Origin of the sequence: Phreatobacter sp. AB_2022a, from assembly GCF_026847585.1 — a bacterium.
In the GTDB taxonomy this organism is placed as follows: domain Bacteria; phylum Pseudomonadota; class Alphaproteobacteria; order Rhizobiales; family Phreatobacteraceae; genus Phreatobacter.
In genome coordinates this window covers 1-23,897 of record NZ_JAPSET010000059.1, presented here as the reverse complement: position 1 = coordinate 23,897, position 23,897 = coordinate 1, and the positions used below count along the sequence as shown (strand labels likewise).

The 23,897-nt window shown below is 68.0% G+C and carries 28 protein-coding genes and 1 other RNA gene; 9 read left to right on the top strand and 20 right to left on the bottom strand.

What is annotated here, in order from left to right:
- Positions 1–17 precede the first annotated feature (17 nt).
- The 3 genes from OZ671_RS28205 to OZ671_RS28195 all read right to left on the bottom strand — a co-directional run bounded on the left by OZ671_RS28205 (position 18) and on the right by OZ671_RS28195 (position 3,121).
- On the bottom strand, positions 18–1,283 hold the full coding sequence (locus tag OZ671_RS28205; RefSeq protein ID WP_268863796.1) for a M16 family metallopeptidase: 1,266 nt from the start codon (positions 1,281–1,283) through the stop codon (positions 18–20).
- 123 nt (positions 1,284–1,406) lie between these two features.
- Positions 1,407–1,553: a hypothetical protein gene (locus OZ671_RS28200; protein WP_268863795.1), complete on the bottom strand. Its 147-nt coding sequence runs from the start codon at positions 1,551–1,553 to the stop codon at positions 1,407–1,409.
- Positions 1,554–1,702: 149 nt separating this feature from the next.
- Complete coding sequence (locus OZ671_RS28195) at positions 1,703–3,121, bottom strand: amidase (RefSeq protein ID WP_268863794.1); 1,419 nt, start codon at positions 3,119–3,121, stop codon at positions 1,703–1,705.
- A gap of 197 nt (positions 3,122–3,318) precedes the next feature.
- On the opposite strand from OZ671_RS28195, the gene OZ671_RS28190 reads away from it, so the two are divergent.
- The 7 genes from OZ671_RS28190 to OZ671_RS28160 all read left to right on the top strand — a co-directional run bounded on the left by OZ671_RS28190 (position 3,319) and on the right by OZ671_RS28160 (position 8,490).
- Complete coding sequence (locus tag OZ671_RS28190) at positions 3,319–4,110, top strand: GNAT family N-acetyltransferase (RefSeq protein WP_268863793.1); 792 nt, start codon at positions 3,319–3,321, stop codon at positions 4,108–4,110.
- Between the two features lie 85 nt (positions 4,111–4,195).
- Positions 4,196–4,522 carry a PadR family transcriptional regulator gene (locus OZ671_RS28185; protein WP_268863792.1) on the top strand — a complete coding sequence of 109 codons (327 nt, stop codon included), beginning with the start codon at positions 4,196–4,198 and terminating at the stop codon, positions 4,520–4,522.
- On the top strand, positions 4,510–5,166 hold the full coding sequence (locus OZ671_RS28180; protein WP_268863791.1) for a hypothetical protein: 657 nt from the start codon (positions 4,510–4,512) through the stop codon (positions 5,164–5,166). Before OZ671_RS28185 ends, OZ671_RS28180 begins: the two co-directional genes overlap by 13 nt.
- Positions 5,167–5,225: 59 nt before the next feature.
- On the top strand, positions 5,226–5,864 hold the full coding sequence (locus OZ671_RS28175; protein WP_268863790.1) for a ferric reductase-like transmembrane domain-containing protein: 639 nt from the start codon (positions 5,226–5,228) through the stop codon (positions 5,862–5,864).
- Positions 5,865–6,012: 148 nt separating this feature from the next.
- Complete coding sequence (locus OZ671_RS28170; protein ID WP_268863789.1) at positions 6,013–6,999, top strand: flagellar motor protein MotA; 987 nt, start codon at positions 6,013–6,015, stop codon at positions 6,997–6,999.
- 1 nt (position 7,000) lies between these two features.
- A complete protein-coding gene (locus OZ671_RS28165; RefSeq protein WP_268863788.1) occupies positions 7,001–8,029 on the top strand; it encodes a peptidoglycan -binding protein in 1,029 nt (342 codons plus the stop codon).
- On the top strand, positions 8,026–8,490 hold the full coding sequence (locus OZ671_RS28160) for a GNAT family N-acetyltransferase (RefSeq protein WP_268863787.1): 465 nt from the start codon (positions 8,026–8,028) through the stop codon (positions 8,488–8,490). The genes OZ671_RS28165 and OZ671_RS28160 overlap by 4 nt, the downstream gene beginning before the upstream one ends.
- 15 nt (positions 8,491–8,505) lie before the next feature.
- Here the strand turns inward: OZ671_RS28160 and OZ671_RS28155 are convergent, their stop codons facing one another.
- Positions 8,506–10,305 (bottom strand): ABC transporter transmembrane domain-containing protein, encoded by a 1,800-nt coding sequence (locus OZ671_RS28155; RefSeq protein WP_268863786.1) that lies wholly within the window; start codon positions 10,303–10,305, stop codon positions 8,506–8,508.
- Positions 10,306–10,455: 150 nt separating this feature from the next.
- Between OZ671_RS28155 and rpmE the strand changes: the two genes are divergently transcribed.
- Both rpmE and OZ671_RS28145 read left to right on the top strand, forming a co-directional pair.
- Positions 10,456–10,689, top strand: coding sequence for a 50S ribosomal protein L31 (gene rpmE, locus OZ671_RS28150; protein WP_038304501.1), 234 nt, complete (start codon positions 10,456–10,458; stop codon positions 10,687–10,689).
- Between the two features lie 258 nt (positions 10,690–10,947).
- Positions 10,948–11,562, top strand: coding sequence for a GNAT family N-acetyltransferase (locus tag OZ671_RS28145; RefSeq protein WP_268863785.1), 615 nt, complete (start codon positions 10,948–10,950; stop codon positions 11,560–11,562).
- Positions 11,563–11,625: 63 nt separating this feature from the next.
- On the opposite strand, the gene OZ671_RS28140 is transcribed toward OZ671_RS28145, so the two are convergent.
- The 16 genes from OZ671_RS28140 to ssrA all read right to left on the bottom strand — a co-directional run bounded on the left by OZ671_RS28140 (position 11,626) and on the right by ssrA (position 23,802).
- Positions 11,626–12,342 carry an AprI/Inh family metalloprotease inhibitor gene (locus tag OZ671_RS28140; protein WP_268863784.1) on the bottom strand — a complete coding sequence of 239 codons (717 nt, stop codon included), beginning with the start codon at positions 12,340–12,342 and terminating at the stop codon, positions 11,626–11,628.
- A 124-nt stretch (positions 12,343–12,466) separates the two neighbouring features.
- Entirely contained in the window at positions 12,467–13,807 is a 1,341-nt protein-coding gene (creD, locus tag OZ671_RS28135) for a cell envelope integrity protein CreD (protein ID WP_268863783.1), read from the bottom strand.
- Between the two features lie 167 nt (positions 13,808–13,974).
- On the bottom strand, positions 13,975–14,757 hold the full coding sequence (locus OZ671_RS28130; RefSeq protein ID WP_038304503.1) for a succinate dehydrogenase iron-sulfur subunit: 783 nt from the start codon (positions 14,755–14,757) through the stop codon (positions 13,975–13,977).
- Between the two features lie 104 nt (positions 14,758–14,861).
- On the bottom strand, positions 14,862–15,047 hold the full coding sequence (locus OZ671_RS28125) for a DUF2065 domain-containing protein (RefSeq protein WP_038304504.1): 186 nt from the start codon (positions 15,045–15,047) through the stop codon (positions 14,862–14,864).
- A gap of 76 nt (positions 15,048–15,123) precedes the next feature.
- Positions 15,124–16,065 (bottom strand): protease modulator HflC, encoded by a 942-nt coding sequence (gene hflC / locus OZ671_RS28120; RefSeq protein WP_268863782.1) that lies wholly within the window; start codon positions 16,063–16,065, stop codon positions 15,124–15,126.
- Complete coding sequence (hflK, locus tag OZ671_RS28115) at positions 16,062–17,201, bottom strand: FtsH protease activity modulator HflK (RefSeq protein WP_268863781.1); 1,140 nt, start codon at positions 17,199–17,201, stop codon at positions 16,062–16,064. Before hflK ends, hflC begins: the two co-directional genes overlap by 4 nt.
- 205 nt (positions 17,202–17,406) lie before the next feature.
- Complete coding sequence (locus tag OZ671_RS28110; protein WP_268863780.1) at positions 17,407–17,916, bottom strand: dihydrofolate reductase; 510 nt, start codon at positions 17,914–17,916, stop codon at positions 17,407–17,409.
- Positions 17,913–18,224, bottom strand: coding sequence for a pyrophosphatase (locus tag OZ671_RS28105; protein ID WP_268863779.1), 312 nt, complete (start codon positions 18,222–18,224; stop codon positions 17,913–17,915). Before OZ671_RS28105 ends, OZ671_RS28110 begins: the two co-directional genes overlap by 4 nt.
- Positions 18,224–19,018, bottom strand: coding sequence for a thymidylate synthase (locus OZ671_RS28100; RefSeq protein WP_038304508.1), 795 nt, complete (start codon positions 19,016–19,018; stop codon positions 18,224–18,226). The genes OZ671_RS28105 and OZ671_RS28100 overlap by 1 nt, the downstream gene beginning before the upstream one ends.
- A 166-nt stretch (positions 19,019–19,184) precedes the next feature.
- Positions 19,185–19,505 carry a DUF2853 family protein gene (locus OZ671_RS28095; RefSeq protein ID WP_038304509.1) on the bottom strand — a complete coding sequence of 107 codons (321 nt, stop codon included), beginning with the start codon at positions 19,503–19,505 and terminating at the stop codon, positions 19,185–19,187.
- 303 nt (positions 19,506–19,808) lie between these two features.
- On the bottom strand, positions 19,809–21,317 hold the full coding sequence (locus OZ671_RS28090; RefSeq protein WP_268863778.1) for a tripartite tricarboxylate transporter permease: 1,509 nt from the start codon (positions 21,315–21,317) through the stop codon (positions 19,809–19,811).
- Between the two features lie 10 nt (positions 21,318–21,327).
- The gene (locus tag OZ671_RS28085; RefSeq protein ID WP_038304512.1) at positions 21,328–21,819 is read right to left on the bottom strand and encodes a tripartite tricarboxylate transporter TctB family protein; all 492 of its coding nucleotides are present in this window, start codon (positions 21,817–21,819) and stop codon (positions 21,328–21,330) included.
- 150 nt (positions 21,820–21,969) lie between these two features.
- Complete coding sequence (locus OZ671_RS28080; RefSeq protein WP_038304513.1) at positions 21,970–22,200, bottom strand: ribbon-helix-helix domain-containing protein; 231 nt, start codon at positions 22,198–22,200, stop codon at positions 21,970–21,972.
- An 8-nt stretch (positions 22,201–22,208) separates the two neighbouring features.
- Entirely contained in the window at positions 22,209–22,385 is a 177-nt protein-coding gene (locus tag OZ671_RS28075; protein ID WP_103169428.1) for a DUF4169 family protein, read from the bottom strand.
- 319 nt (positions 22,386–22,704) lie between these two features.
- Positions 22,705–23,325 carry an SspB family protein gene (locus OZ671_RS28070; protein ID WP_268863777.1) on the bottom strand — a complete coding sequence of 207 codons (621 nt, stop codon included), beginning with the start codon at positions 23,323–23,325 and terminating at the stop codon, positions 22,705–22,707.
- 118 nt (positions 23,326–23,443) lie between these two features.
- Positions 23,444–23,802: a transfer-messenger RNA gene (gene ssrA / locus OZ671_RS28065) on the bottom strand.
- Between the last annotated feature and the right edge of the window lie 95 nt (positions 23,803–23,897).

Below are 23,897 nucleotides of genomic sequence, written 5' to 3'. Positions count from 1 at the left end.
CCGCGCAAGCCAGGGACTCACGACGGCCGGAACTGTTCGGCAAGCTGCCCGAGCTTGTCGAGCCCGCGCTTCGGACCGATCGCCGCGAAGCTGATCGGCGAGGTGCTGACGAGCTTTGCCGCCGCCGCGCGGACGTCCTCGATCGTCACCGCCTCGATCCGCGCGGCAATGTCGTCGAGATCGATCAGCCGGCCGAAGGCGAGGATCTGCCGCGCCATCTGGTCGGTGCGGGCCGAGGAGCTTTCCAGCGCGCCGAGCAGGCCGACCTTCATCTGCGCCTTGGCCCGGTTGACCTCGACTTCGGTCGCACCGGCCGCGGTGGCATGCAGGATGTCGAGCGTCAGGCGGATGAGCTCGCCGGCATCCTTCGGGTCGGTGCCGGCGGAAATGCCGAACAGGCCGGTGTCCGAATAGGACCAGTGGAAGGAATGAATCTCGTAGCAGAGACCGCGCTCCTCGCGCACCTCCTGGAACAGCCGCGAGGAGAGCCCGCCGCCGAGCAGGTTGGTGAAGACCCCCGTCGCATAGATCGAGGGATCGCGAAAGCTGACCCCTTCGAAACCGATGACCACATTGGTCTGCTCGAGCGGCCGGGCGACCGTCCGCACCCCGCCGCCGTATCGCGCCCGGTCATGGGCCGGCGCCGAGCCGGAACCGAAAGGTGCGAACTTCTCGGCCGCCAGGTCCACCACCCGGTCGTGGTCGACCGCGCCGGCGGCCGCGACCACCGTATTGGCGGTCTTGTAGGAGCGGCTCATATAGCCGCGCAGCTTGTCGGAGGTCGCCCCGCGCACCGCCTGCGGCGTGCCGAGAATGGTGCGGCCGAGCGGCTGGCCGGGAAAGGCGGCCGCGACGAAATGGTCGAAGACGACGTCGTCGGGCGAATCCTCGGCCGCACCGATCTCCTGGACGATGACGTTCTTTTCCTTGGCGAGCTCGCCCGGCTCGAACAGCGGATCGGTCAGGATGTCGGAGAGGATGTCGCCGGCGACATCGAGGTCCTCGCCCAGCACCTTGGCGAAATAGGCGGTGTTCTCGGAGGACGTCGCGGCATTGAGGTCGCCGCCGATCGCCTCGATCTCCTCGGCCATGCCGCGCGCTGTGCGCCGGCTGGTGCCCTTGAAGGCCATGTGCTCCAGGAGATGGCTGATGCCGTGCTCGTCGGCGCGCTCGTCGCGGCCGCCAACCCCGACCATCACGGTCACGGCGGCGGTCTTCACATGCGCCATGGCATCCGTCACGACGGTGAGGCCGGACGGCAGTGTCGTCATTCGTGTCGTCATGGACCGACTTTAGCCGGCCGAAGCGAGAACCGGAAGCGGGCAGGCCCGCTCAACCGCCGGATGGCTGCAGCCAGTGTTCGAGGCGCGGGCCAGGTACCCGGCCAAATTGGCGTCGGTTGTCGGTCACGGCGCCGCAACGGTTGCCGGCGCCTGGGCGGCGATCCAGGTATCGTCGGCGCCGATGACGGCGCCCCGACGCTCCGGGCAGCCCCGAATCCGCCCATAGCGCCGGGCGGTTTCGTGACCGAGACCAATCACCGGGGTTTTCATGGCCATCTCCTGGAATGACCATATGGCCAGAACATGGATGCAGCCATCGCTCCGCCAACCGGCGCAAGCCGTCGCCGGACTGAACGCACGTCGGTGCGTCGCGTTCACGATCCCCGGCCACGCGGCCGGGGACGGCATCGACCGCCGGCTCAGCCGCGCGGATCGATCGGCTTCACCGTGTCGAGGCCGAGGACGTCCTCCAGCATCTTGGCGCCGGCCAGGATCCGGTCCTCGCCATGCGGCCGGGCGGCGATCTGCAGCCCCACCGGGCGGCCGTCGCGGGTGAAGCCGCAGGGCAGCGACAAGGCCGGGCTCGAGACCGTCGTGAAAGCATAGGCGATCGACAGCCACTGCACATAGTCGGGGAAGGTGAAGCCGTCGCATTCGGCGACATAGCGCTGCTCGACCGGATAGGCCGCGACGATGGTCGCCGGCGTCAGGATCAGGTCGTAGCTGTCGAAAAAGGCGAGCGCGCGCTGCAGCATGGCCTGGCGCTGCGCCTCGGCGCGGGCGAGCTCGGCCATGGTGAGCTGCATGCCCTTTTCGATGTTCCAGATGACCTCGGGCTTCAGCTTGTCGCGATGGGTGCGCAGGAGTTCGGCCTTGGTGACCGCGAAGGCATAGGCACGCAAGACGCCGAAACATTCATGCACTTCGGAGAAGTCGGGATGGGCTTCCTCCACGGTCACCCCGGCGCCGGCGAAGCGCTCCGCCGCCTTGCGCGTGATCTCCTTCACTTCCGGATCGACCGGGGTAATGCCGAGATCCGGCGAATAGGCGACGCGTTTCGGCTTCCAGCCCGAGCGCAGCGCGGCGCGGAAACTGCGGCGGGGGGCGGGCAGAGACCGCGGGTCGCGATGGTCGTCGCCGCTCATGGCATCGAGCAGCAGGGCGAGATCGGCCACCGTGCGCGCCATCGGCCCCTCGATGCCGAGGGAGGCGTCGATCTTGGTGCCCGGCGTGGTGGCGACGCGGCCGGGCGAAGGGCGCATGCCGACAATGCCGCAGAAGCTCGCCGGATTGCGCAGCGAACCGCCCATGTCCGAACCATGCGCGAGCCAGGCCTGGCCAGTGGCGAGCGCCACGGCTGCGCCCCCGGACGAGCCGGCGGCCGAGAGCTTGGTGTTGTAGGGGTTCAGCGTGCGGCCGAACACCTCGTTGAACGTGTTGGCGCCGGCGCCGAATTCCGGGGTGTTGGATTTGGCGTAGACGATGCCGCCGCGCGCCTCGAGGTTTTCCACGAGAATATTCGACGTGGTCGGCACATGGTCGGCGAAAATCGGCGAGCCCTGCGTCGAGAGCACGCCTTCGACGTCGGTCAGATCCTTGATCGGCACCGGCATGCCCATCAGCAGCCCACGGCCCTCCTTCGGCCGCTTCATCAGCGCCCTGGCATGTTTGCGGGCCCGGTCGAAGCACAGCGTCGGCAATGCGTTGACCTTGCCGTCGACGGCGGCAATCCGCGCTTCCAGCGTGTCGAGAAGATCGAGCGGGCTGACCTCGTCTTTCTTCAGAAGTTTCAGGATGTCGGTTGCGCTCTTCTCGATCAGCGACAGATCAGCGGCCATGCAGTGCTCCCCAGGGATCGTCTCCGAAAGGCTTGCACTGGCCATGCGCGGGCGGCAAGAGCGGCGCGGTGCCGGAACCGCTATGCGCCAGGCTCATGGATCGCGGCGCGCGGCCCGTTCCGGCGCGCAGCTTTGCCTAAAGCGCAAAAAACCTGGATGATGCGCGCCTTGCAAGGCCCGAACGCAGCATCATGACCATGTCCACGACTGCCGATACCACCGCCGCCGAGGCCGAACCGGAAGTGAGGATCCGACGGCTGCACCGCCGCGATCTCAACCGCACCTGGGAATTCCTCAAGCACGTCTTCCGCGAGGTGAACCGCACCACGGTGGAATATCAGCGGCCGCGGTCGAAGAAGCGCTTCCTCGAGGTCTACGAGGAAAAGGGCATCGAGCAGCTCCTGTTCGTGGTGACGGCGCACGGCAAGGAGCAGATCGTCGGCTATGCCGAATGCGCCCTGACCATCGTCGGCACCGACAACTGGATGAACGAGCGCTATTTCCGGATGCGCGAGATGCGGCCGCTCTTTGTCGAGGAGCTGGCCGTGCATCCCGACTACCAGGGCCGCGGCCTCGGCTCCTTCGTGCTGGATCAGCTGGAACATCTGGCGCGGCTGCGTGGCTGCACGCATCTCGTGCTGGAAGTCGCCGAGAACAACAACCACGCCCTCAAATTCTACCGCACGCGCAGCTTCTACAAGCTCGACGCGGCCGTGTTCCTGGCCAAGAAGGTGGTCAACGAGGCCGAATTGCTGCCGCCCCGGCCACTGGCCAAGCGGGCGAGCCAGGTCGAGGACGAAACCCCCGCCGTGGTCCTGCCGACCAGCCCGCCGGAGCCGAGCGACGACAGCGGCCCGCGCCGCACGGCGGCCGCGCGGAGCCCCGCGCAGAAGGCACCGCGCGTCAAGGCCACGGCGGCCAGGACCGGAGCAGCCAAGACCGGGCGCGCGCCGCGCAAGGCCCGCGCCAAGGCCGACCCGGCCGGCTGATCACGTCCCTGTGTAGCGTCCCCCGCACATCCGGTCTTGATACCTAGTGACGCGAGGTATAGCGTCGCTAGGTATGGAACCGGAAATGCTCAAAGGTCACCTCGACACCATCGTGCTCGCCGCGCTGGAGGCGGGGCCGGCCCATGGCTATGCCATCATCGAGGCCATCAGGCAGCGCAGCAACGACACGTTCGACCTGCCGGAGGGCACGGTCTATCCGGCTCTGCACCGCCTGGAAGGCGCCGGGCTTCTGCACAGCAGCTGGGTGACGCCAGCCGGCGGCCGGCGCCGGCGGGTCTATGCGCTGACCGATGCGGGCCGCACCGCCCTCCTCGAGCGGCGCGACGGCTGGCAGCGCTTCGCCCGAGCCGTCCAGGCCCTGGTCGCGGGAGGCAAGCCATGGCCGGCCTGATCGAACGCTATCTCGACGCCCTCGAACGGGATCTCGATTTCGACCGTCGGCTGGCACGGCGGGTCCGGGCGGAATGCGCCGACCATCTGGCGGAGGCCGTGGCGGCGCAGGCCGGCCTGCCGCCGGAGGCCGCCGAGCACCGGGCGATCGCCCGCATGGGCCCGCACCGGGCGATCGCCGCAAGCTTTGCCCATGATATGCTCGGCCGGCGCGCCGACCGGCTGTGGCTCACCCTCCTGACCACCTTCCTCGCCACCTTTCTCGCCATGCGGCTGCGCACGCTCGGCCTCGCCGAGGCCGGTGCCGACGGCATCGGCTCCCTTGCGCCGCTGATCGATCGCTACGGCTTCGTCGCGGCGCTCGCCATCGGCTGCGGCGGCTGGCTGTCGCTGCGCCGGCGGACCGGCCGCGATGCCGGCGGTGTCCGCGCGGTCGCGCTGGTGGCGGCCGCGACGCTGGCGGCGCTCGGCGCCTCGATCGGCGCCGGCCTGGCGCGTGTCGCGGCGGCCGGCGCGCCGGACCCGCTCACGCTTGCGATCACGGCCGGCAGCCTCGCCGAATGCAGCCTGCTGCTCTGGCTGATGGCGCAGGTCCAGGCGCTGAGGCGCCAGCTCCGGCGGGTCGAAGCGCTGATGGCGGACTGAACCACCCCTCTCCTCGCAACATCCCCCGTTTCACAGACCGACCTTTCAGGAGGCGCGGAATGCTCAAGCTCGTTCCCGGACTACCCCATGGCTGGCCGCTTCTCGGCCTCATCTCCGCACTGCTGCTGGCCGGCGCAGGCCTGGCCTATGGCCTAGCCGGCGGCGACACGGCAGGCTTGCGTGCGGTGATCCGGCTGACCGCCCGCACCTCGCTCGTCCTGTTCCTCGCCGCCTTTGCCGCGTCGGCTCTGCTGCGGCTCGCACCGGCCGCACCGACCCGCTGGCTCCGGCGCAACAGGCGCCAGCTCGGCCTCGCCTTTGCCGTCTCCCACCTCATCCATCTCGCCGCCATCGTCCAGCTCGCCGGCCGTGACCCGGCACTGTTCTGGCAGCTCACCACGGCCGGCAGCATCGTCTCCGGCGGGCTTGCCTATCTCGTCATCGCAGCCATGGCCGCAACCTCCTTCGACCGCAGCGCCGCCTGGCTCGGCCCGCGCGCCTGGCGTGCGCTGCACTGGACCGGCAGCCATTTTCTCGCGGTCAGCTTCATCGTCACCAACGCCAAGCGGATCCCGGCGAGCGCCTGGTACGGCCTGCCGGTCGCACTGGTGGCGCTGGCCGTGGCGCTGCGCTTCGCCGCGGCCCTGCGGCGGCGGGAGCCGGCCGCGCCGGGCCTGGAGCTGCAACGAGAGCTTTGATCAGACCTGCATCAGCGCGGCGGGACGGACATCGCTGCGTCATATGACCGCCATAGCGGCTGCGTCTCATAGAATCGCTGCTGCCCATGGTCCCGACGGGAAAATCGCGTTAGCCTTCCGCAGCCTCACAACTTTCCGACGAATGCCGATGGCCCGCGAAATCGATCCCTTCAAGGTCACCTCCCCGCGGATCTTCCTGTTCCGCATGCTGGTCTTCCTCGTGCTCGTCGTGCTGGTCGCGGTGGTGCTGCAGCGCGAGGTCAAGCTCGCCTTCATGGCCAATCCCGGCCTCAATGGCGTGATCGTGGCGGTGGCGCTGATCGGCATCCTGCTGAGCTTCCGCCAGGTGATCCGGCTGTTTCCCGAGGTCCGCTGGGTCAATTCCTTCCGCCTCGCCGACCCCGGCCTGACGGTGGCGCGTCCGCCGGTGCTGCTGGCGCCGATGGCGACCATGCTCGGCGAACGGGTCGGCCGCATGAGCATTTCGACGCTGACCATGCGCAGTCTGCTCGATTCGCTCGCAACGCGGCTCGACGAGGGCCGCGAGCTGTCGCGCTACCTCACCGGCCTCCTCGTCTTTCTCGGCCTGCTCGGCACCTTCTGGGGCCTGATCGAGACGGTCACCTCGGTCGGCCGGGTGATCAACGGCCTGTCGACGCAGGGCGAGCTCGGCACCATCTTCGAGGACATGAAGCGGGGCCTCGCCGAGCCCCTCGGCGGCATGGGCATCGCCTTCTCGTCCTCGCTGTTCGGCCTCTCCGGCTCGCTGGTTCTCGGCTTCCTCGACCTGCAGGCGAGCCAGGCGCAGAACCGCTTCTACACCGAGGTGGAGGACTGGCTGTCCTCGACCGTCCAGGACATGGCCGGCGCCGCCGGCGGCGAAGGCACCGGCCTCGGCATGGCCGACCTCGAAAACGCCTTCGAGCGCCTGCGCGAGACCCTCGCCGAGGGCCAGGGCGGGCAGCGCAGCAGCGCCGCGCTCGCCAATCTCGCCGAGGGCATCCAGGGCCTCGTCACCCATATGCGCACCGAGCAGCAGATGATCCGCGACTGGGTCGAGGCGCAGTCGGACGACCAGAAACAGGTTCGTAAGCTGCTGGAACAGCTGCTGCGCGAACGCGCAGGACCGGTCTGACATGGCCCTGTCGCGCTCGCGCCGCGGCGAACGCGGCATCGACTACTGGCCGGGTTTCGTCGACGCCCTGTCGACCTTCCTGCTCGCCATCATCTTCATGCTGTCGGTATTCATGCTGGCGCAGTATTTCCTGTCGCGCGAGATCGTCGGCAAGGACGATGCGATGGCGCGCCTCAACCGCCAGATCGCCGAACTCAGCGACCTCCTGCAGCTCGAGCGCGGCCAGCGCCAGGGCCTGCAGGACAATCTCGCGGCGATCAGCGCGACCCTCGGCACGACCGAGCAGGAGCGGCGTCGCCTGCAGAGCCAGGCCGAGGAGGCGCAGAGCCAGGCGGGGTCGGCGACCAATCGCGCGCTGGCGCTGGAGGGGGAGGCGACGGCCCAGCGCCGGGCGGCGGAAGCCGCTCTCGCCCAGGTCGAGCTGCTCAACCAGCAGATCGCCGCCCTGCGCCGCCAGTTCGCCGCGCTCGAAAATGCGCTGGCCGCAAGCGAGGCGCGCGACCGCGACTCGCAGACCCGCATTTCCGACCTCGGCCGCCGGCTGAACCTGGCGCTGGCCCAGCGCGTACAGGAACTGTCGCGCTATCGTTCGGAATTCTTCGGCCGGCTGCGCGAGATCCTGGCCGAGCGGCCGGACGTGCGTGTCGTCGGCGACCGCTTCGTCTTCGGCTCGGAAGTGTTCTTCGCCTCCAGCCAGGCCGTGCTGGAACCCGGCGGCCGGGCCGAGCTCGACAAGCTCGCCGATGCGCTGACCCAGGTCGCGCGCGATATTCCGCAGGATATTCCCTGGGTGCTCAGGATCGACGGTCATACCGACGCCCGGCCGATCAGCGGCGGCCGCTTCGCCTCCAACTGGGACCTGTCGGCGGCCCGCGCCATCGCGGTGGTGCAATATCTGATCGGCAAGGGCATTCCGCCGCAGCGGCTGATGGCCGCCGGCTTCGGCGAATTCCAGCCGATCGAGCCCGGCGACAGCCCGGAGGCGCTGGCCCGCAACCGGCGCATCGAAGTCAGGCTGACCGACCGGTGAGCGCGGCACGGCCCGCCGTCACGGTGACGGCCTTCGACCCGGCCCGCCTGCCGGCCATGACCGATCTCTGGGTCGCCACCTGGGCCGCCACCTATCCCGCCATCGATTTCGACCGCCGGCGCGGCTGGTTCACCGACCGCATCACGGCATTCGTCGAGGACGGCGTCGCCGTGCCGCTCGCCTTCGTCGGGTCCGATCTCGCCGGCCTCGTCACCGTCGACCCGGCAGGCGGCTGGATCGACCAGATGCTGGTGGGCCTCGCCTTCCAGGGCGGCGGCGCCGGCGCGGCCCTGATGGCCGAGGCGCGCCGGCTGTCGCCCAACGGCCTGTCGCTGGACGTCAATGCCGACAATGGCCGGGCGATCGCCTTCTACCGGCGCGAGGGTTTCGTCAGGACCGGCGGCCGGATCAACGGCCAGGGCGCGGCCATCGACATCATGACGTGGACACCCGCGCGGTAATGCCGGCGGATGGCGTCACGGCGCGCGGCTGCCGTTGAACTGCAGTTCGGCGAGCCGGGCATAGAGCCCGCCCCGCGCGACGAGCTCGGCATGGCTGCCTTCCTCGACGATCCGCCCCTCGTCCATGACCAGGATGCGGTCGCAGTTCAGCACCGTCGCCAGGCGATGGGCGATGACCAGCGTGGTGCGCCCTTCCATGAGCCGCTCCAGGGCCTTCTGCACCATGGTTTCGCTTTCGGCGTCGAGCGCCGATGTCGCCTCGTCGAGCAGCAGCAGCGGCGCATCGCGCAGAATGGCACGGGCGATCGCGATACGCTGGCGCTGGCCGCCGGACAGCGTCACGCCGCGCTCGCCGATCTGGCTGGCATAGCCCTCCGGCAGACGGGCGATGAACTCGTCGGCGAAGGCGAGCCGGGCGGCCTCGACGACAGCGGCATCGTCGGCCTCGGGCCGGCCGTAGCGGATGTTGTCTGCAACGCTCGCGGCGAAGATCGCGACGTCCTGCGGCACCAGCGCGATCCGCCGGCGCAAGGCTTCCGGGTCCACCTCGGCGATCGGCACGCCGTCGAAACGGACCACGCCGCCGGCCGGATCGTAGAAGCGCAGCAGCAGGGAGAACAGCGTCGACTTGCCGGCTCCCGACGGGCCGACAATGGCGACCTTCTCGCCGCGCTTCACCTCGAAGCTGACCTCGTCCAGCACCCGGGCCTCCGGCCGCACCGGATAGGCGAAGCGGACCGCGACGAAGCTGACCTCGCCGCGGGCCGGCTCCGGCAGGGCGAGCGGCCGGGCCGGCGCCTTGACCTCCGGCTCCACGGCCAGGATCTCGACCAGCCGCTCGGCGGCGCCGGCGGCCTGACTGATGTCGCTCCAGACCTGCGACAGTTCCGACAGGGCGCCGGCGGCGAAGACGGCATAGAGCACGAATTGCGACAGGCGGCCGCTCGACATGGTGCCGGCCAGCACCTCCTGGGCGCCGGCCCAGAGAATGGCGACGACACTCGAGAAAACCAGGAAGATCACCACTGCCGTCAGGATGGCGCGGGCCCGGTTGGCGTCGCGCGCGGTGGTGAAGGCTTCCTCGGCCGCGGCGACGAAGCGGCCGGTGACGGTGCGTTCGGCGGTGAAGGCCTGCATCGTCCGCACCGCCTGGATATTCTCGTTGGCATAGGCCGAGGCATCGGCGAGCCGGTCCTGGGCCAGGCGCGAGCGGCGGCGCACGTCGCGGCCGAAGGCGACCAGCGGCAACACCAGGATCGGGATGGCGGCGACCGCATAGAGCGACAGCCTCGGGCTCGTGACCACCATCATCGCCAGCGCGCCGACGAACATGATGAGGTTGCGCAGCGCGATGGAGACGGAGACGCCGACCGCCGACTTGATCTGGGTGGTGTCGGCGGTCAGCCGCGAGATCACCTCCCCCGTCTTGGCGGTGTCGAAGAAGCTCGGCGAGAGCTTCGCCAGATGGCTGAACACGGCGGCGCGGATATCCGCCACCACCCGTTCGCCGATCGTGGTGACGAGATAGAAGCGCGAGGCCGAGGCGATCGCCAGCACCAGGGCGACGCCGACCAGCATGGCGAAATACTGCGAGATCATGCCCTCGGCCGAAAAGCCGAAATCGATCATCCGGCGGATCGCCAGCGGCACGACAAGCGTTGCCAGCGAGGCGACGACGAGGGCGACGGCGGCACCGGCCAGGAGGCCGGGATAGCGCAGCGCATAGGGCACGAGGGCCATGAGCGGCCGCAGGCGGCGGCGCCCAGCGGGCGCGCTGTCACCCGGCCGATCATTCGACGCTGCGGCAATGCTCATGCTTCTTCCCAACCTTTTCCCGCGCCGAACTCATGGGCTGCCCGCCAAGGCTTGAAAACCCGGCAAACTTCGCGTATGAGCGCGGCTTCTCGTCACAGGACGACCCGTGTGCCGGCGTTTGACCGATCCGGCGCCCTTTGAGGACGACCCATGAAGACCGGCATTCATCCTGATTATCACACCATCAAGGTCGTCATGACCGATGGCACCGAGTACACGACCCGCTCGACCTACGGCAAGCCGGGCGACACGCTGCAGCTCGATATCGACCCGAAGTCGCATCCGGCCTGGACCGGCGGCTCGCAGCAGCTGATGGACCGTGGCGGCCGCCTGTCGCGCTTCAACCAGCGCTTCGGCAATCTCGGCGTCGCGCTGAAGAAATAAGCCTGCATCGCCGCCCTGGCTTGATGGAACCCCGGCCCATGGCCGGGGTTTTCGTTTTTGCGTGCCGTTCATCGGGCGTTCGGCTTGCCGCCGCAAGGCGGCCGCCGTTGCGCCCTTGTCATGCTGCGGCGCGTCAATAGTGCTGGCTCCCGGGTACGCCTCGTGCCAAGGAAGCCTGTCGGGGAGACGGCCATTTCTTGGGAATTCGAGGGTTCCACGCCACGCGCCGCCCAGTCCTGGCGGGCAAAGGAGCAGGGAATGACCGACGAGTTGATCGCTTCCGGCGTCATCCGCAAGTTGATGCCGTGGGAAACAGCGCTGCTGCGCTGCCATTTCCTGCGGCTCGACACCGAGGCCCGCAATTGTCGTTTTGCCGCCGGCGTCTCCGACGAGACGATTGCAGGCTATGCCGAAACGGCCCTCGGCCCCGATGCACTCGTGCACGGCTTCCTGGTCGAGGGCGTGCTGCGCGGCGCCGCCGAGCTCCGCCTGATCGAGGACAATGCCGGCGAGGTGGCGATCACGGTCGAGGACGCCTGGCGCCAGACCGGCGTCGGCACCGCCCTGTTCGGCCGCCTGCTGCTGACCGCCCGCAACCGCGGCGTCCGCAGCCTGATCATGACCTGCCTGCCGGCCAACCGGGGCATGCAGCGGCTCGCGGCCCGTTTCGACGGCAAGATCACCTATGCGTCCGGCGACGTCTTCGCCGATATCGCCACCGAGCCGGCCAATGCGGTCTCGCTCTGGCGCGAGGCCTGGCGCGATGGCTCCTCCGTCGCCGCGACAGTGCTGGATGCCCAGCTCAATCTCCTGAAGCGCGCCCGCACCGGCTTCCGTGCCGAGCACCGGGACGGCGAGACGCCGGGCGCCTGACGCCCGGCGGGCGCCGATCGACGCTCCGCGGGCCTGACATGGGCTTGCGGGGCGCTTCGACCGTCAGCGCGACATCGTGACCTGGGCGCCGCTGGCGGTCGCCCCGGAATAGCCACCCGAGGCCTGCGGGAAGAGGCGCGCGGCGACGCGGCCGCCCGGCTGCAGCAGCACGACCTCCGAACCGCGCTGCTCCCAGGCGTTGATGCGGGCGAGCGAGGGCGCCCGGCAGCTCTGCGGATTGGCGCGATAGAATTCGAACAGCGGGGTCGAGGTGAGCGTGATCCGGCAGCGGTCGCCGGCATCGGTCACCGTCCAGGTGCCGGCAATGGCGGTGGCCGACGGCGCGGCGGCGCGCGGCGTTTCCTGGCGCGGCAGGGCTGCGACTGGCCCCGGCGCGGGGCTGCCACGCGGCGGCGGGTCTTCCACCATGATGCGCGGCTCGCCCGAAGGGCCCGTCGGAGCCGAGGGCCGCACGGCCGGATCGATCGCCGAGGGACCGATGTCGGAGGTGGCACGGCTCGCCCCGGGAGGCGGCGGGATATCTTCGGTGGCAACGCTCGAATCGGGCGCCGGCTGGCCGCCGGCAATGACGTCCTCGTCGGCGGGCGAAGGGCGCCGCTGGGGCGGCGGCATCGCCTGCTGGCGCGAGCCGAACGAGCCGTCGATGCGCTCCGAGCCGCTCGGCGGCATGGAAGAGGAAGAGAAACCGTCGAAACGCGAGGACGTACAACCGGCCAGCGCAGCCGAAGCGAGAAGAAGGGCGACGGGGCGCGTCAGCATGAAATGTTCCCGAATCCGATGTCGACGCAGGACGCGACACCGCCACCGTCGACGCAAGCTGCGGCGCTTCGATGGCGGTGGCACGACATACGCGAGAATGCCGGATTTATCGTTAACCGATCCTTCAGGACATGGCAGCCGGTTTTTTCTCGACCGGCCGGGCCACGATGGCCGCCCAGTCGGTCCTCACCGTCGCCAGCATGAGCACGGCGAGCGCGGCGAAGATCACCACCGCTCCGGTCACCAGCGCATAGTCCTCCGACCGCAGCACGACATAGAGCAGGCCGTAGGACGCGCCGAGCTCGGCCGCCACCATGAGCCCCTCCCTCAGCCGGCCGAAGACGAGCCCGACATAAAGCGAGACGAGACCGATGACGGCGGTGCTGGCGAGGAGATAGGCGCGGGCGAAGCCGACATGTTCGGCAAAGGACAGCAGCAGGAGATAGAAGATCGCCAGGGCCGCGCCGACCATCAGATATTGCACGGGATGGAAGGCGCGGACCGAAAGCACTTCCAGGAGGAAGACCGCGAGGAAGGCGGCGCCGATGACCAGCACGCCATATTTCAGCGCGCGCTCGACCAGGTGGTAGACGTCGACCGGCTGGAACAGCCTGACCCCTGCCCGGAGGGTCGAGAGCCTGGCCAGCAGGGCCGGATCGGCGGCAAGCGCCTGCGCCGCCGTCCGGCCGTAGTGGGGCACCGACCAGCGCGCCGTGAAGCCGGCCTCGCCCACCTCCCGCTCGGCCGGCAGCGTGGTGCCGAAGAAGCTCGGATGGCCCCAGTTCGACCTGAGGGCGATCTCCGAGGCGCGGCCGACCGGCACAACGGAAAGCGCCCGCGATCCCTTCAGCGCGAAACGGGTGGCGACCGTGAACGGCGCCGTGCCGTCGATGCCGCGCACCGGCGCCTGCAATGTGGGCACCTGGAGGCTTGCGGGGCCGCTGCCGGGCTCGAGCGCCGCCGAGGCCGCGCCGATGCGCACGCTGACCTCGCGCTCCAGGCCGCGCGGGTCGGAAACGTAGAAGACGACCGCCGCCTCGTCCCAGACCGGCGCGATCGCCGCCGGATCCGACCTGGTCACGTCGACCGCCCCGAAGCCCGCCTCGATGTCGATTTCGCCGCGGAAGACAGGAACCTCGAAGATGCCGCGGCGGCGCTGCTCGACATTGACGTCGCCGGACTGCCTGAGCCTGTCGGGCAGCACGGCGAGCACCCGCCGCACCGTGCGCTGGCCGAGGCTGTCGCCGTCGCGGCCGACATAGGGCAGCAGCAGGATCGGCCCGACAATGGTCTGCTCGCCGGCCCAGGCGCCGGCAACTTCAGTGGCCACCTCGGCGGCCCGCTGGGAGCGTTCGCCACGCAGGGCCGAGACGACCAGCAGCGGCACGACCATCAGCGCCGTCAGGAGGCCGATGGCGAGGAGCTTGAACAGGGGAGACCGGATCAGCCTTGATCCTGCGGTCATGGATGAACCTCCGATGAATGGAGGCTCAAACTCACGCGAGGGCCAGGGCTGCCGCAGGGAGACAAGCGGGAGCGGCCGCGGTGTTTCCGTGGCGGAAGCGCGGCAGGGTGGCAGGCCCCCGCGGCGCGCCTCGACAGGCAGGCGGCGCCGGCCGGATCTGGCGCGGGTCAGATCTGCCGCGCCACCATCATCTTCTTGATTTCGGCGATGGCCTTGGCCGGATTGAGGCCCTTCGGGCAGGCCTTCGAGCAGTTCATGATGGTGTGGCAGCGATAGAGGCGGAACGGATCCTCGAGATTGTCGAGGCGTTCGCCGGTCGCCTCGTCGCGCGAGTCGATCAGCCAGCGATAGGCCTGCAGCAGGATCGCCGGGCCGAGATAGCGGTCGCCGTTCCACCAGTAGCTCGGACAGGAGGTCGAGCAGCAGGCGCACAGGATGCACTCATAGAGGCCGTCGAGCTTCTCGCGGTCCTCGCGCGACTGGCGCCATTCCTTTTCCGGCTTCGCGGTCGTCGTCTTCAGCCAGGGCTCGATCGAGGCGTGCTGGGTGTAGAAGCGCGTCAGATCCGGCACCAGGTCCTTGACCACGGGCATGTGCGGCAGCGGATAGATCTTCACCGCGCCGGCCTTGACCTCGTCCATGCCCTTGGTGCAGGCGAGCGTATTGGTGCCGTCGATGTTCATCGCGCACGAACCGCAGATGCCCTCGCGGCAGGAGCGGCGGAAGGTGAGCGTCGGGTCGACCTTGTTCTTGATCCAGATGAGGCCGTCGAGAACCATCGGTCCGCAATCGTCGCGGTCGACGTAGTAGGTGTCGATGCGCGGATTGGCCCCGTCGTCCGGATTCCAGCGGTAGATCTTGAATTCGCTGAGACGATTGGCGCCGGCGGGCTTCGGCCAGGCCTTGCCCTCGGTGATCTTGGAGTTCTTCGGAAGCGTGAACTGGGCCATGATATGTCTTCAAGTCTCGCGCGGTGTAGCGAAGCTGCCCCTCCCTTCAAGCCTGGGGGGCCGCTTGTCAATCCGGTCTTTTGTCGAGCGCGGTCAGCTCTGTGTCAGCCGCGCATCCACCAGATGACGCCGAGGCCGAGGACCGCCGAGACGAGGCCGATGATGCGCAGCTGCTGAAGCGGCGTCACGCGCATGATTTCGAGCGCCTGGCGCACCCGCATCGGAACCGCGGCGAGCAGGATGCCCTCGATGACGAGGACGAGGCCGAGGGCGGTCAGGAAGTCTTTCATGGCAGGGCTTGTCCCGGCGCGATCGAGAAAGGCCGCCGCGATCGGATCGCGGCGGCCTCATGTTCTCAAACTCCCGTCAGCGGCTCGGGGCCGGTGCTTCCGGCGCCCGGGCAGGAGCCGGCGCCGGGCGGGCGGCCGGTCCGGCGGGCCGTCCGCTCGCATCGCCGAAGAAGCGGAAGAACTCCGAGTTCGGCGAGAGGATCATCCTGGTATCGCCCTGTTTCAGGCTCTGCTCGTAGGCCTGCATGGTGCGATAGAAGGAGAAGAAGGCGGGGTCGCGGCCATAGGCTTCGGCAAAGATGCGGTTGCGTTCGGCATCGCCGGCACCCCGCAGTTCCTCCGCCCGCCGGTTGGCCTCGGCCAGGATGCCGACCACCTCGCGGTCCGCGCGAGCGCGGATCGTGACCGCCTGCTGGGCGCCGGTGGCGCGCAGGTCGGCCGCTTCCTGCCGCCGCTCGGTCTGCATGCGGTTGAACACGGCTTCCTGGTTCACCTGCGGCAGGTCGACCCGGGTCAGGCGCAGGTCGATGATCTCGACGCCGAGCGTGCCGGCCTCGCGGTTCACCTCGTCCTGGATCCGGTTCATCAGCGCGCCGCGATCGGTGCGGATCAGCGCCGACATGGTGGTCCCCGCGATGATGTTGCGCATCGAGGAGTTCACGAAGCTGGTCAGGCGGGTATTGGCGTTCGGCACGGTGCGCACGGTCTGGAAGAAGCGCAGCGGCTGCGTGATGCGGTAGCGGGCGAAGGCGTCGACGTCGAGATTCTGCCGGTCGGTGGTCAGCACCGACTGCACCGGCAGGTCGAGATCGAGCGTGCGCTTGTCCAGCGTCACGACATTGTCGACCACGGGCAGCTTGAAATAGAGCCCGGGCTGGCTGATCGGCTGGCGGACCACCTCGCCGAAGCGCAGCACGATGGCGTGCTGCGTCTGCTGCACGACGAAGAAGGCATTGGCCAGGGCGAAGAGGGCGGCCGCCGCGAGAATGCCGAGAACCAGTTTGGCGGTGGAATTCATCGCGTCGTCCCCTGGGTCGTGCCGGCCTGCGGGCGACGGGTGAGCTGATCGAGCGGCAGGAACGGCTGGACGCCGTTGCCGCCCGACTGGTCGATGATGACCTTGTCGGTACCGCCGAAGATCCGTTCCATGGTTTCCAGATACATGCGCTCGCGCGTCACCTCGGGGGCGTTGCGGTACTGCTCGTAGATCTGGCTGAAGCGGCTCGCCTGGCCGTTGGCCTCGGCGACGACGCGGTCGCGATAGGCCTCGGCCTCCTGCAGCGTCTGGGACGCGCGGCCACGCGCCTCGGGCACCACCTGGCTCGCATGGATGCGTGCCTCGTTCTGCACCCGGTTCTGGTCCTGCTGGGCGGCGTTGACGTCCAGGAAGGCGCCACGCACCTGCTGCGGCGGCAGCGCCGACAAAAGCTGGACCACGCGGATGTTCACGCCCGACTTATAGTCGTCCAGCGTCTTCTGCATGATGGTGCGGACCTCGCCGGCGATGGCCGACTGGTCGGTGGTCAGGATCGGCTGGATGTTGCGCCGGCCGATCGCCTCGCGCAGCGCGCTCTCGGCGACCGATTTGACCGTGCCTTCGGGGTTCTGCATCTGGAACACGAAATCGGCGACATTGGCCGCGTTGACGTCCCACTGCACTTCCAGGTCGATGTCGACGATGTTCTCGTCGCCCGTCAGCATCAGGCTTTCCTCGAGCACGTCGCGGTTGCCGCCGCGCGGACCGCCGCCCGAGCGATAGCCAACCTCGGTGCGGCGCACGTCGGTGACCGGCACGCGGTAGACCGCGCCGAACGGCGCCGGCGGGTTCCAGTTGAGGCCGGGCGCCGAATTGCCGGTGTGGCGGCCGAACACGGTGTTCACGCCGATCTCGTTCTGGCTGACGGTGTAGAAGCCGGTCAACGCATAGACGACGAGGCCGAGCACGACGATGAGTGCGATGCCCTTGGCTCCGATATTGCCGCCGCCGCCGGGCAGCACGCTCTTCAGGCGCTCCTGGCTCTTGCGGAAGAGGTCCTCGAGGTCGGGGGGCTGACCGCCGCCGCCCTGGGGTCCCTGCCCCCAGGGCCCTTTCGGGCCGCTGCCGCCTCCGCCGCCGCCCCAAGGGCCGCCGCCGCCTTGATTGTTCCACGGCATGAAAAAGTCCTCGCCAAGAGAGCCGGACGGCGCGCCAGGCGCCTTGCTGGCCTTCGGATATAGAAGAGCCGTCCTTGCCTTTCAACGCGATGGCACGAACCTCATTGCCGCATTTCGGCCCGCAAGGTGAATGGCGGACCGGCCGGAGACGGCGATCCACAGCCCCGGCGGGCCCGCGGCGGTGCGGGTTAACGGTCAGGCGCGGTCAGGCGCGGCGGCGATATTCGACGACGCGAAAGGCATGGTCGTCATCGGGCCCCGCGGCATGGGCGGAAATGTCGCGGCCCTGCCAGACCGCGGAGTCGATCGCCGGAAAGATGCTGTCGCCTTCGGGCGCGGCGTCGACATGGGTGATCAGGAGACGCGTCGCATGGGGCATGGCCTGGCCGTAGATCTCGGCCCCGCCGATGACCGCGATCTCGCCGATGCCGGAGCGGAGCGCTTCGGCACGGGCGATCCGGAGGCCCGCTTCCAGGCTGCCGGTGACCACCGCGCGGGCCAGCGCAAGGCCGGCCTGCCGGGAGATCACGATGTTGAGCCGCCGCGGCAGCGGCCGCCCGAGGCTTTCGAAGGTCTTGCGCCCCATGACGACAGGCTTGCCGAGAGTAGCCGCCCTGAAGCTCGCCATGTCCGATTTCAGGCGCCACAACAGGGCGTTGTCGCGGCCGATGACACCGTTTGCGGCCACCGCCGCTACCATGACGATGGGCGTCATGGCTCGGCCTCGTAACGCAGCCATTTGGCTTCGAGGGCCGCGCCGGCATCGATGCCGAGCCGTTCGGCCAGCGCCAGGGCGAAGCCGACGACGTCGGCGATCTCCTGGCCGAGGCGCTCCGGGCTGCCCGCGGCCTCCACGCGATGGCGCGAACGGCCGGTGGCGGCAAGATAGGCCTGCGTCAGCTCGCCCAGCTCTTCCTGCAGCTTGAAGACGATCCAGTCCTCGCCCGGCGCGATCCCGAAGGCCGCCTCATAGCGGCGGGTGATGCCCGCGGCGCGGCGCTGGAGTTCCGACAGATCCGACATCACACCGCGATCGGCGCTTTGATGGTGGCGTCGGCGACATAGTTTTCCAGCCGGAAATCCTGGAAACGGAAGCCGAACAGGTCCTTCACCTCGGGATTGATCCACATGGTCGGCAGCGGCTTGGGGGTGCGGCCGAGCTGCTCGCGCGCCTGCTCGAAATGGTTGGAATAGAGGTGGGCATCGCCCAGCGTGTGCACGAAATCGCCCGGCTTGAGGTTGGTCACCTGCGCCACCATCATGGTCAGGAGCGCATAGGACGCGATGTTGAAAGGCACGCCGAGGAAGATGTCGGCCGAGCGCTGGTAGAGCTGGCAGGAGAGCCGGCCATCGGCGACGTAGAACTGGAACAGGCAATGGCACGGCGGCAGCGCCATTGCGTCGACTTCGGCCGGATTCCAGGCCGAGACGACAAGACGGCGCGAATAGGGATTGGTGCGGATCTCGCGGATGAGATGGCTGATCTGATCGATCGTGCCGCCGTGACCGTCAGGCCAGGACCGCCACTGCTTGCCGTAGACGGGCCCGAGATCGCCTTGCGGATCGGCCCACTCGTCCCAGATGGTGACGCCGTTGTCGTTCAGATATTTGATGTTGGTGTCGCCGGCCAGGAACCAGAGCAGTTCATGGATGATCGACTTCAGGTGCAGCTTCTTGGTGGTGAGGACCGGGAAGCCCTCGGCGAGGTCGAAGCGCATCTGATAGCCGAACACCGAGCGCGTGCCCGTGCCGGTGCGGTCGCCCCGGTCGGTGCCGCGCTCGATCACATGGCTCAGGAGGTCGAGGTACTGGCGCAACGGAACCTCTCACGGTGCTCGATCGAATCTGTCCCTCGCATTATACGCCGAACCGCCGCCGCATGGCAGCGGCACCGTCGCCCTGCAGATCTGTCGGCGCCGCGATGCCCGACACGAAAACGCCGCCCGAACGGACGGCGTTCCGATCGGGCTTGCGCCGGCCGGCTCACTTCTTGACGAACATGTCGAGCTTCTTGAAGTGGTCGGCGAGCAGGTAATAGACGGTCACGCGGTTCTTGGTCTTGTCGGCCTTCATGGCGTCATGAATCTGGCCAAGGGCGGCGTCGATCGCCTTCTCGTCGGTCAGGCCGAGCTTCTTGACCGCGAAATTCTGCTTCACCCGATCGACCTCTTTCGCATCGGTGAAGGAGACCAGGGAGGAGTCCCGGTTGCGCAGGGCAATGCCGAGATACTTGACGATGCCCGCCACGGCATCCTCATTCGCCTTCGGCGCATATTTCTTCACGTCTGCCAGCCAGTCGCTCATCGGTGCTCCCTCTCGCCCGTGTGGCCGCGCGGCCCGACCGGCACCGCGCATCCCTCAACGCTAGCACCGCGAACCCCGAGCGTCATCGCCTTGTTGCGGCTGAAAAGCGCCAAAAATGCATGGCGGCACAGGCGGTTGTCATCGCCGTGTCATCAATCGCCCGGCTGCGGCGCGCCGATGCAAGGCAGGGCTGCCGGGCGCCGCGGCAGCGACCGGGGCGCGCAAATGAAAACGGGACCGGCCAGGCCGATCCCGTTGTTCTGGCAACTGTCGCCGGCGCGGCAACCACGCCGGAGGGATGCATCACTCGGTGAAGACCTGGTCGCGGCTCTTGGTGATCGCCGGCAGGAACGAGACGATGACCAGCAGCACGGCGATCACGATCAGGCCGGCGGAGATCGGCCGGTTGGCGAAATCGACGAAGACCGACCAGTCGCCGCGCGACATCAGGATGGAGCGGCGCAGATATTCCTCCATCAGCTTGCCGAGCACGAAGCCGAGCAGCAGAGGCGCCACCTCGAAGCCCATCTTGATCAGGGCATAGCCGACAAAGCCGAAGAAGGCGGTGATGCACACGTCGAACGGATTGTTGTTGATCGAATAGATGCCGATCGAACAGAACATCAGGATCGCCGGGAACAGCATGTTGTAAGGCACCTTCAGGAGCTTCACCCACAGGCCGATGAGCGGCATGTTGATGATCAGCAGCATGAGGTTGCCGATCCACATGGAGGCGATCATGCCCCAGAACAGGTCCGGACGCTTTTCCATGACCTGCGGCCCCGGCACGATGCCATGGATGGTCATGGCGCCGACCATCAGCGCCATCACCGCGTTGGGCGGGATGCCGAGGGTCAGCAGCGGGATGAAGGACGTCTGCGCGCCGGCATTGTTGGCGCTTTCCGGTCCCGCGACGCCTTCGATGGCGCCCTTGCCGAAGCGCGACGGATCCTTGGCGATCTTCTTTTCCACCGTATAGCTGGCGAAGGGACCGAGCACGGCGCCGTTGCCCGGCAGGATGCCGAGCGCGGAGCCGATGGCGGTGCCGCGCAGCACCGGCGCGGCCGAGTCCTTGATGTCCTGCCAGCCCGGCAGCAGGCGGCCGATCCGGTTCCTCAGGACGTCGCGCGTCTCCGGATTTTCCAGATTGCGCAGGATCTCGGCAAAGCCGAACATGCCCATGGCGATGGCCGCGAAATCGAGGCCGTCGGACAGTTCCGCCCAGCGGAAGGTCATGCGGTCGGCGCCGGTCTCCAGGTCCTGGCCGACCGTCGACAGCATCAGGCCGCAGAGCACCATCGCGATGGCCTTGATCACCGAGCCGCGCGCCAGCACGACGGCGAAGATCAGGCCCATGACCATCAGCGAGAAATATTCCGCAGGACCGAACAGCAGCGCGACGCGGGTGAGCGGCGCGGCGAGGCCGGCGATGATGATGGTCGCGACCGTGCCGGCGAAGAACGAGCCGATGGCCGAAATGCCGAGCGCGACGCCGGCGCGGCCATTGCGCGCCATCTGGTGGCCGTCGAGAACGGTGACGACCGAGGTGGCCTCACCGGGAATGTTGACGAGGATCGCCGTGGTCGAGCCGCCGTACTGCGCGCCGTAATAGATGCCGGCGAGCATGATCAGCGCGCCGACCGGATCGAGGCCGAAGGTGATCGGCAGCAGCATGGCGATGGTGGCGATCGGACCGACGCCCGGCAGCACGCCGACCAGCGTGCCGATCATGCAGCCGAGAAAGCAGAGCGCGATGTTTTTCAGCGTCAGTGCGACGCCGAACCCCAGCGCCAGGTTCGCGAACATGTCCATGAAATGCCTCTCACCAGTTCGCCCAAGGGGCGACCGGGATCGGCAGCCGCAGCGCAATCTTGAACAACAGGATGCAGAAAGCGGTCATCAGCACCGCAAAGATGATGTTCGGCAGCCAGCGCGTGTCCTTGGCCGCGAAGGCCGAGACCATCAGCGCGAGCGGCCCGGCAATGATGAGGCCGAGCGGTCTGACCGTGAGCGCGAACAGCAGCACGGCGCCGAGCACGAAGACCGGGCCGCGGATCGACCAGGCCTCGAGCTTCGGCCCGACCGTGGTGAAGGCCTGGACGAGCACGATGGCGCCGACGCCCATCAGCATGAAGGAGAGGCCGCGGGGGAACGAGCCCGGGCCCAGATTGGCGCCGCGTCCACCCGACAGGTTGGAGGAGGCCCACAGACAGAACAGCCCGAAGGCCACGAGAAAGAGGCCCGCCATGAAGTCCTGCGGGCTCTTGATCAGACCACGAGTCTCCGCAGTCGCTTCTACGTCGGTTTCAGGCATGTGTCCCCGCTCCAGGCCCCCCAGACATTTCCCATGAAGGGAAGGTGCTTTTGCGGGCGGATGACATCACGGTGACCGGCGGAAAACAAGCGCCGGATTTCTCACGCAACAACGAATTTTCTGGATCAGACAGGAGGCCGGACAGATTCGTCAGGCGGGTCTCACGTGGCGCGATCGGTAGTATTGCAGGACAAAAAGCCGGATCGACGAAGACAGATTTCCGTGGGTCCGATCGCCGTCGATATGGCCGACCAGATCCGACAAGGTTTCTCGCCGCTCGGCCGCGATTTCCTTTACCGCGGTCCAGAATTCGTCTTCCAGGCTGACGCTGGTCTTATGCCCCTCGACAACGATCGAGCGCTTGACGACATGACTTTTCATGGGCGCCGTCACTCCGATCGCTTGTGCCCGTCGAGGCGTCGCGCCTCGAGGTCGGCCCGTGCCCGTTCCACACGCCGATCGGCAGCGGTCGCGCCGAAGCGCAATCGATTGGCGTCGGCCTTCACTTCTTCCGCGGCCCGCGCCTTCTGCTTGCGCGCGCGCCTGAGATTGACCACATCACCCATGACCCAGTTCCATGCTCGCGCCGGACATTCACGGAGCCGCGCCGGCTTCTTTGCCGGGCGGTCGCTCGGATCGCCGGAATGGTGTCACCCGGCGTGCTCCTTAGCCGCGGAACCTTTCTTATCCGTCGAACCACGGCAAAGAAACCTTCCTGCGATACCGCCAGCAACACCTGAAGGCACTTTCCCAACCGTAAGGTTGGGCTTGGCTCAAGACGCCTTGAAGGCAATGATTAAAATTTGATTCAAACTTAAACGAACGCGCTGCCGCGCGGCTGGTTCCAAACGTTTCGATGTCTTCGCGGCGCTCCGCCGCGCCTGACTATTTCTTGCGAAACTTGTCCAAGCTGACGACTTCGGCGCCGCCCTGGTTGGCGCTTCCGGCCTTGGCCGCATTGTCCTTGGCCGCCTTGCCCTCGGCAGCCGGTTCCTCGGCCTGCTGGGCTGCGGTGGGGGCCGCCTCGTCGGGTTCCGACGCCGCACCCCGGGCCGCCCCGCGCGACTTGCCTGCCGTAGCGGGCGCAACGGGTTCGGGCTCGTCGGCGGCCGAATCCCGGCCGGTCGGAACCGCCGCTTCCGAAGGCACGCCAGCCACGTCGAACTGCAGGCCGAACTGGACGGACGGGTCGAAAAAGCCCTTGATCGCCTCGAACGGCACCAGGAGCCGCTCGGGAATGCCGCCGAAGGAAAGCCCCACCTCGAACGTGTGCTCGGTCACCGCGAGATCCCAGAATTGATGCTGCAGAACAACAGTCATTTCCTGTGGATATTTTTCGCGCATCCGGTTCGAGAGCCGGACCCCCGGCGCCCGCGTGTCGAAGGTGATGTAAAAATGGTGATCGCCGGGCAGGCCCTCGCGAGCGGCGTCGGTCAGAACCCGCCGCACGACGCCGAGCATCGCATCCTGAGCGAGAAGGTCGTAGCGGATAAGATCAGTCGGCATGGGTCTGTTCGATCATGGATGTCTGGCCCATCGTATAAACGCACAAGCGCGGCAACGTCCATGGTCCCGCCCCAAAACCCGGCTGAATGGCCCTCGATCGGCACGGCGGGCGGCGGGAAGTGGAGGCTTCTGTTGCCAGGTGCCTCCGAACCCCGCCTTACAGTGCTACCCGCAAGGACTTTGATTTCGGTACCTTTACCGCATTACGCGGCAACGGCGACCGGAGCATAGTTGTCGTTGGCAACTATTGAGACGGCCCGATAACGGCGGAACCATGCCGAGCAAAAGAACACCCTTTACACCCTCGTCGATCCTGTTTCGCCCCCATCACCAGCCCCGCCCGGCACGGGGCTGGTGGTGGAGGCGCCGGGTACTGCCCCCGGGTCCGATAGGCTTATTGCGATGGCCGTTTATTGCCATAGCCGGGTTGCCCCGGCAGGACTGAATATAGGCGACCGGACCGGTCCTTGGAAGGGCGTCGGTGCCGCGGTCAGCGCCTGAGGCCGGGCGCGGGCCCGATCTCGGCCGGCGGCGGCAGCGGCGGCAGGCCGGACATGGGTTCGGCGGGCGCG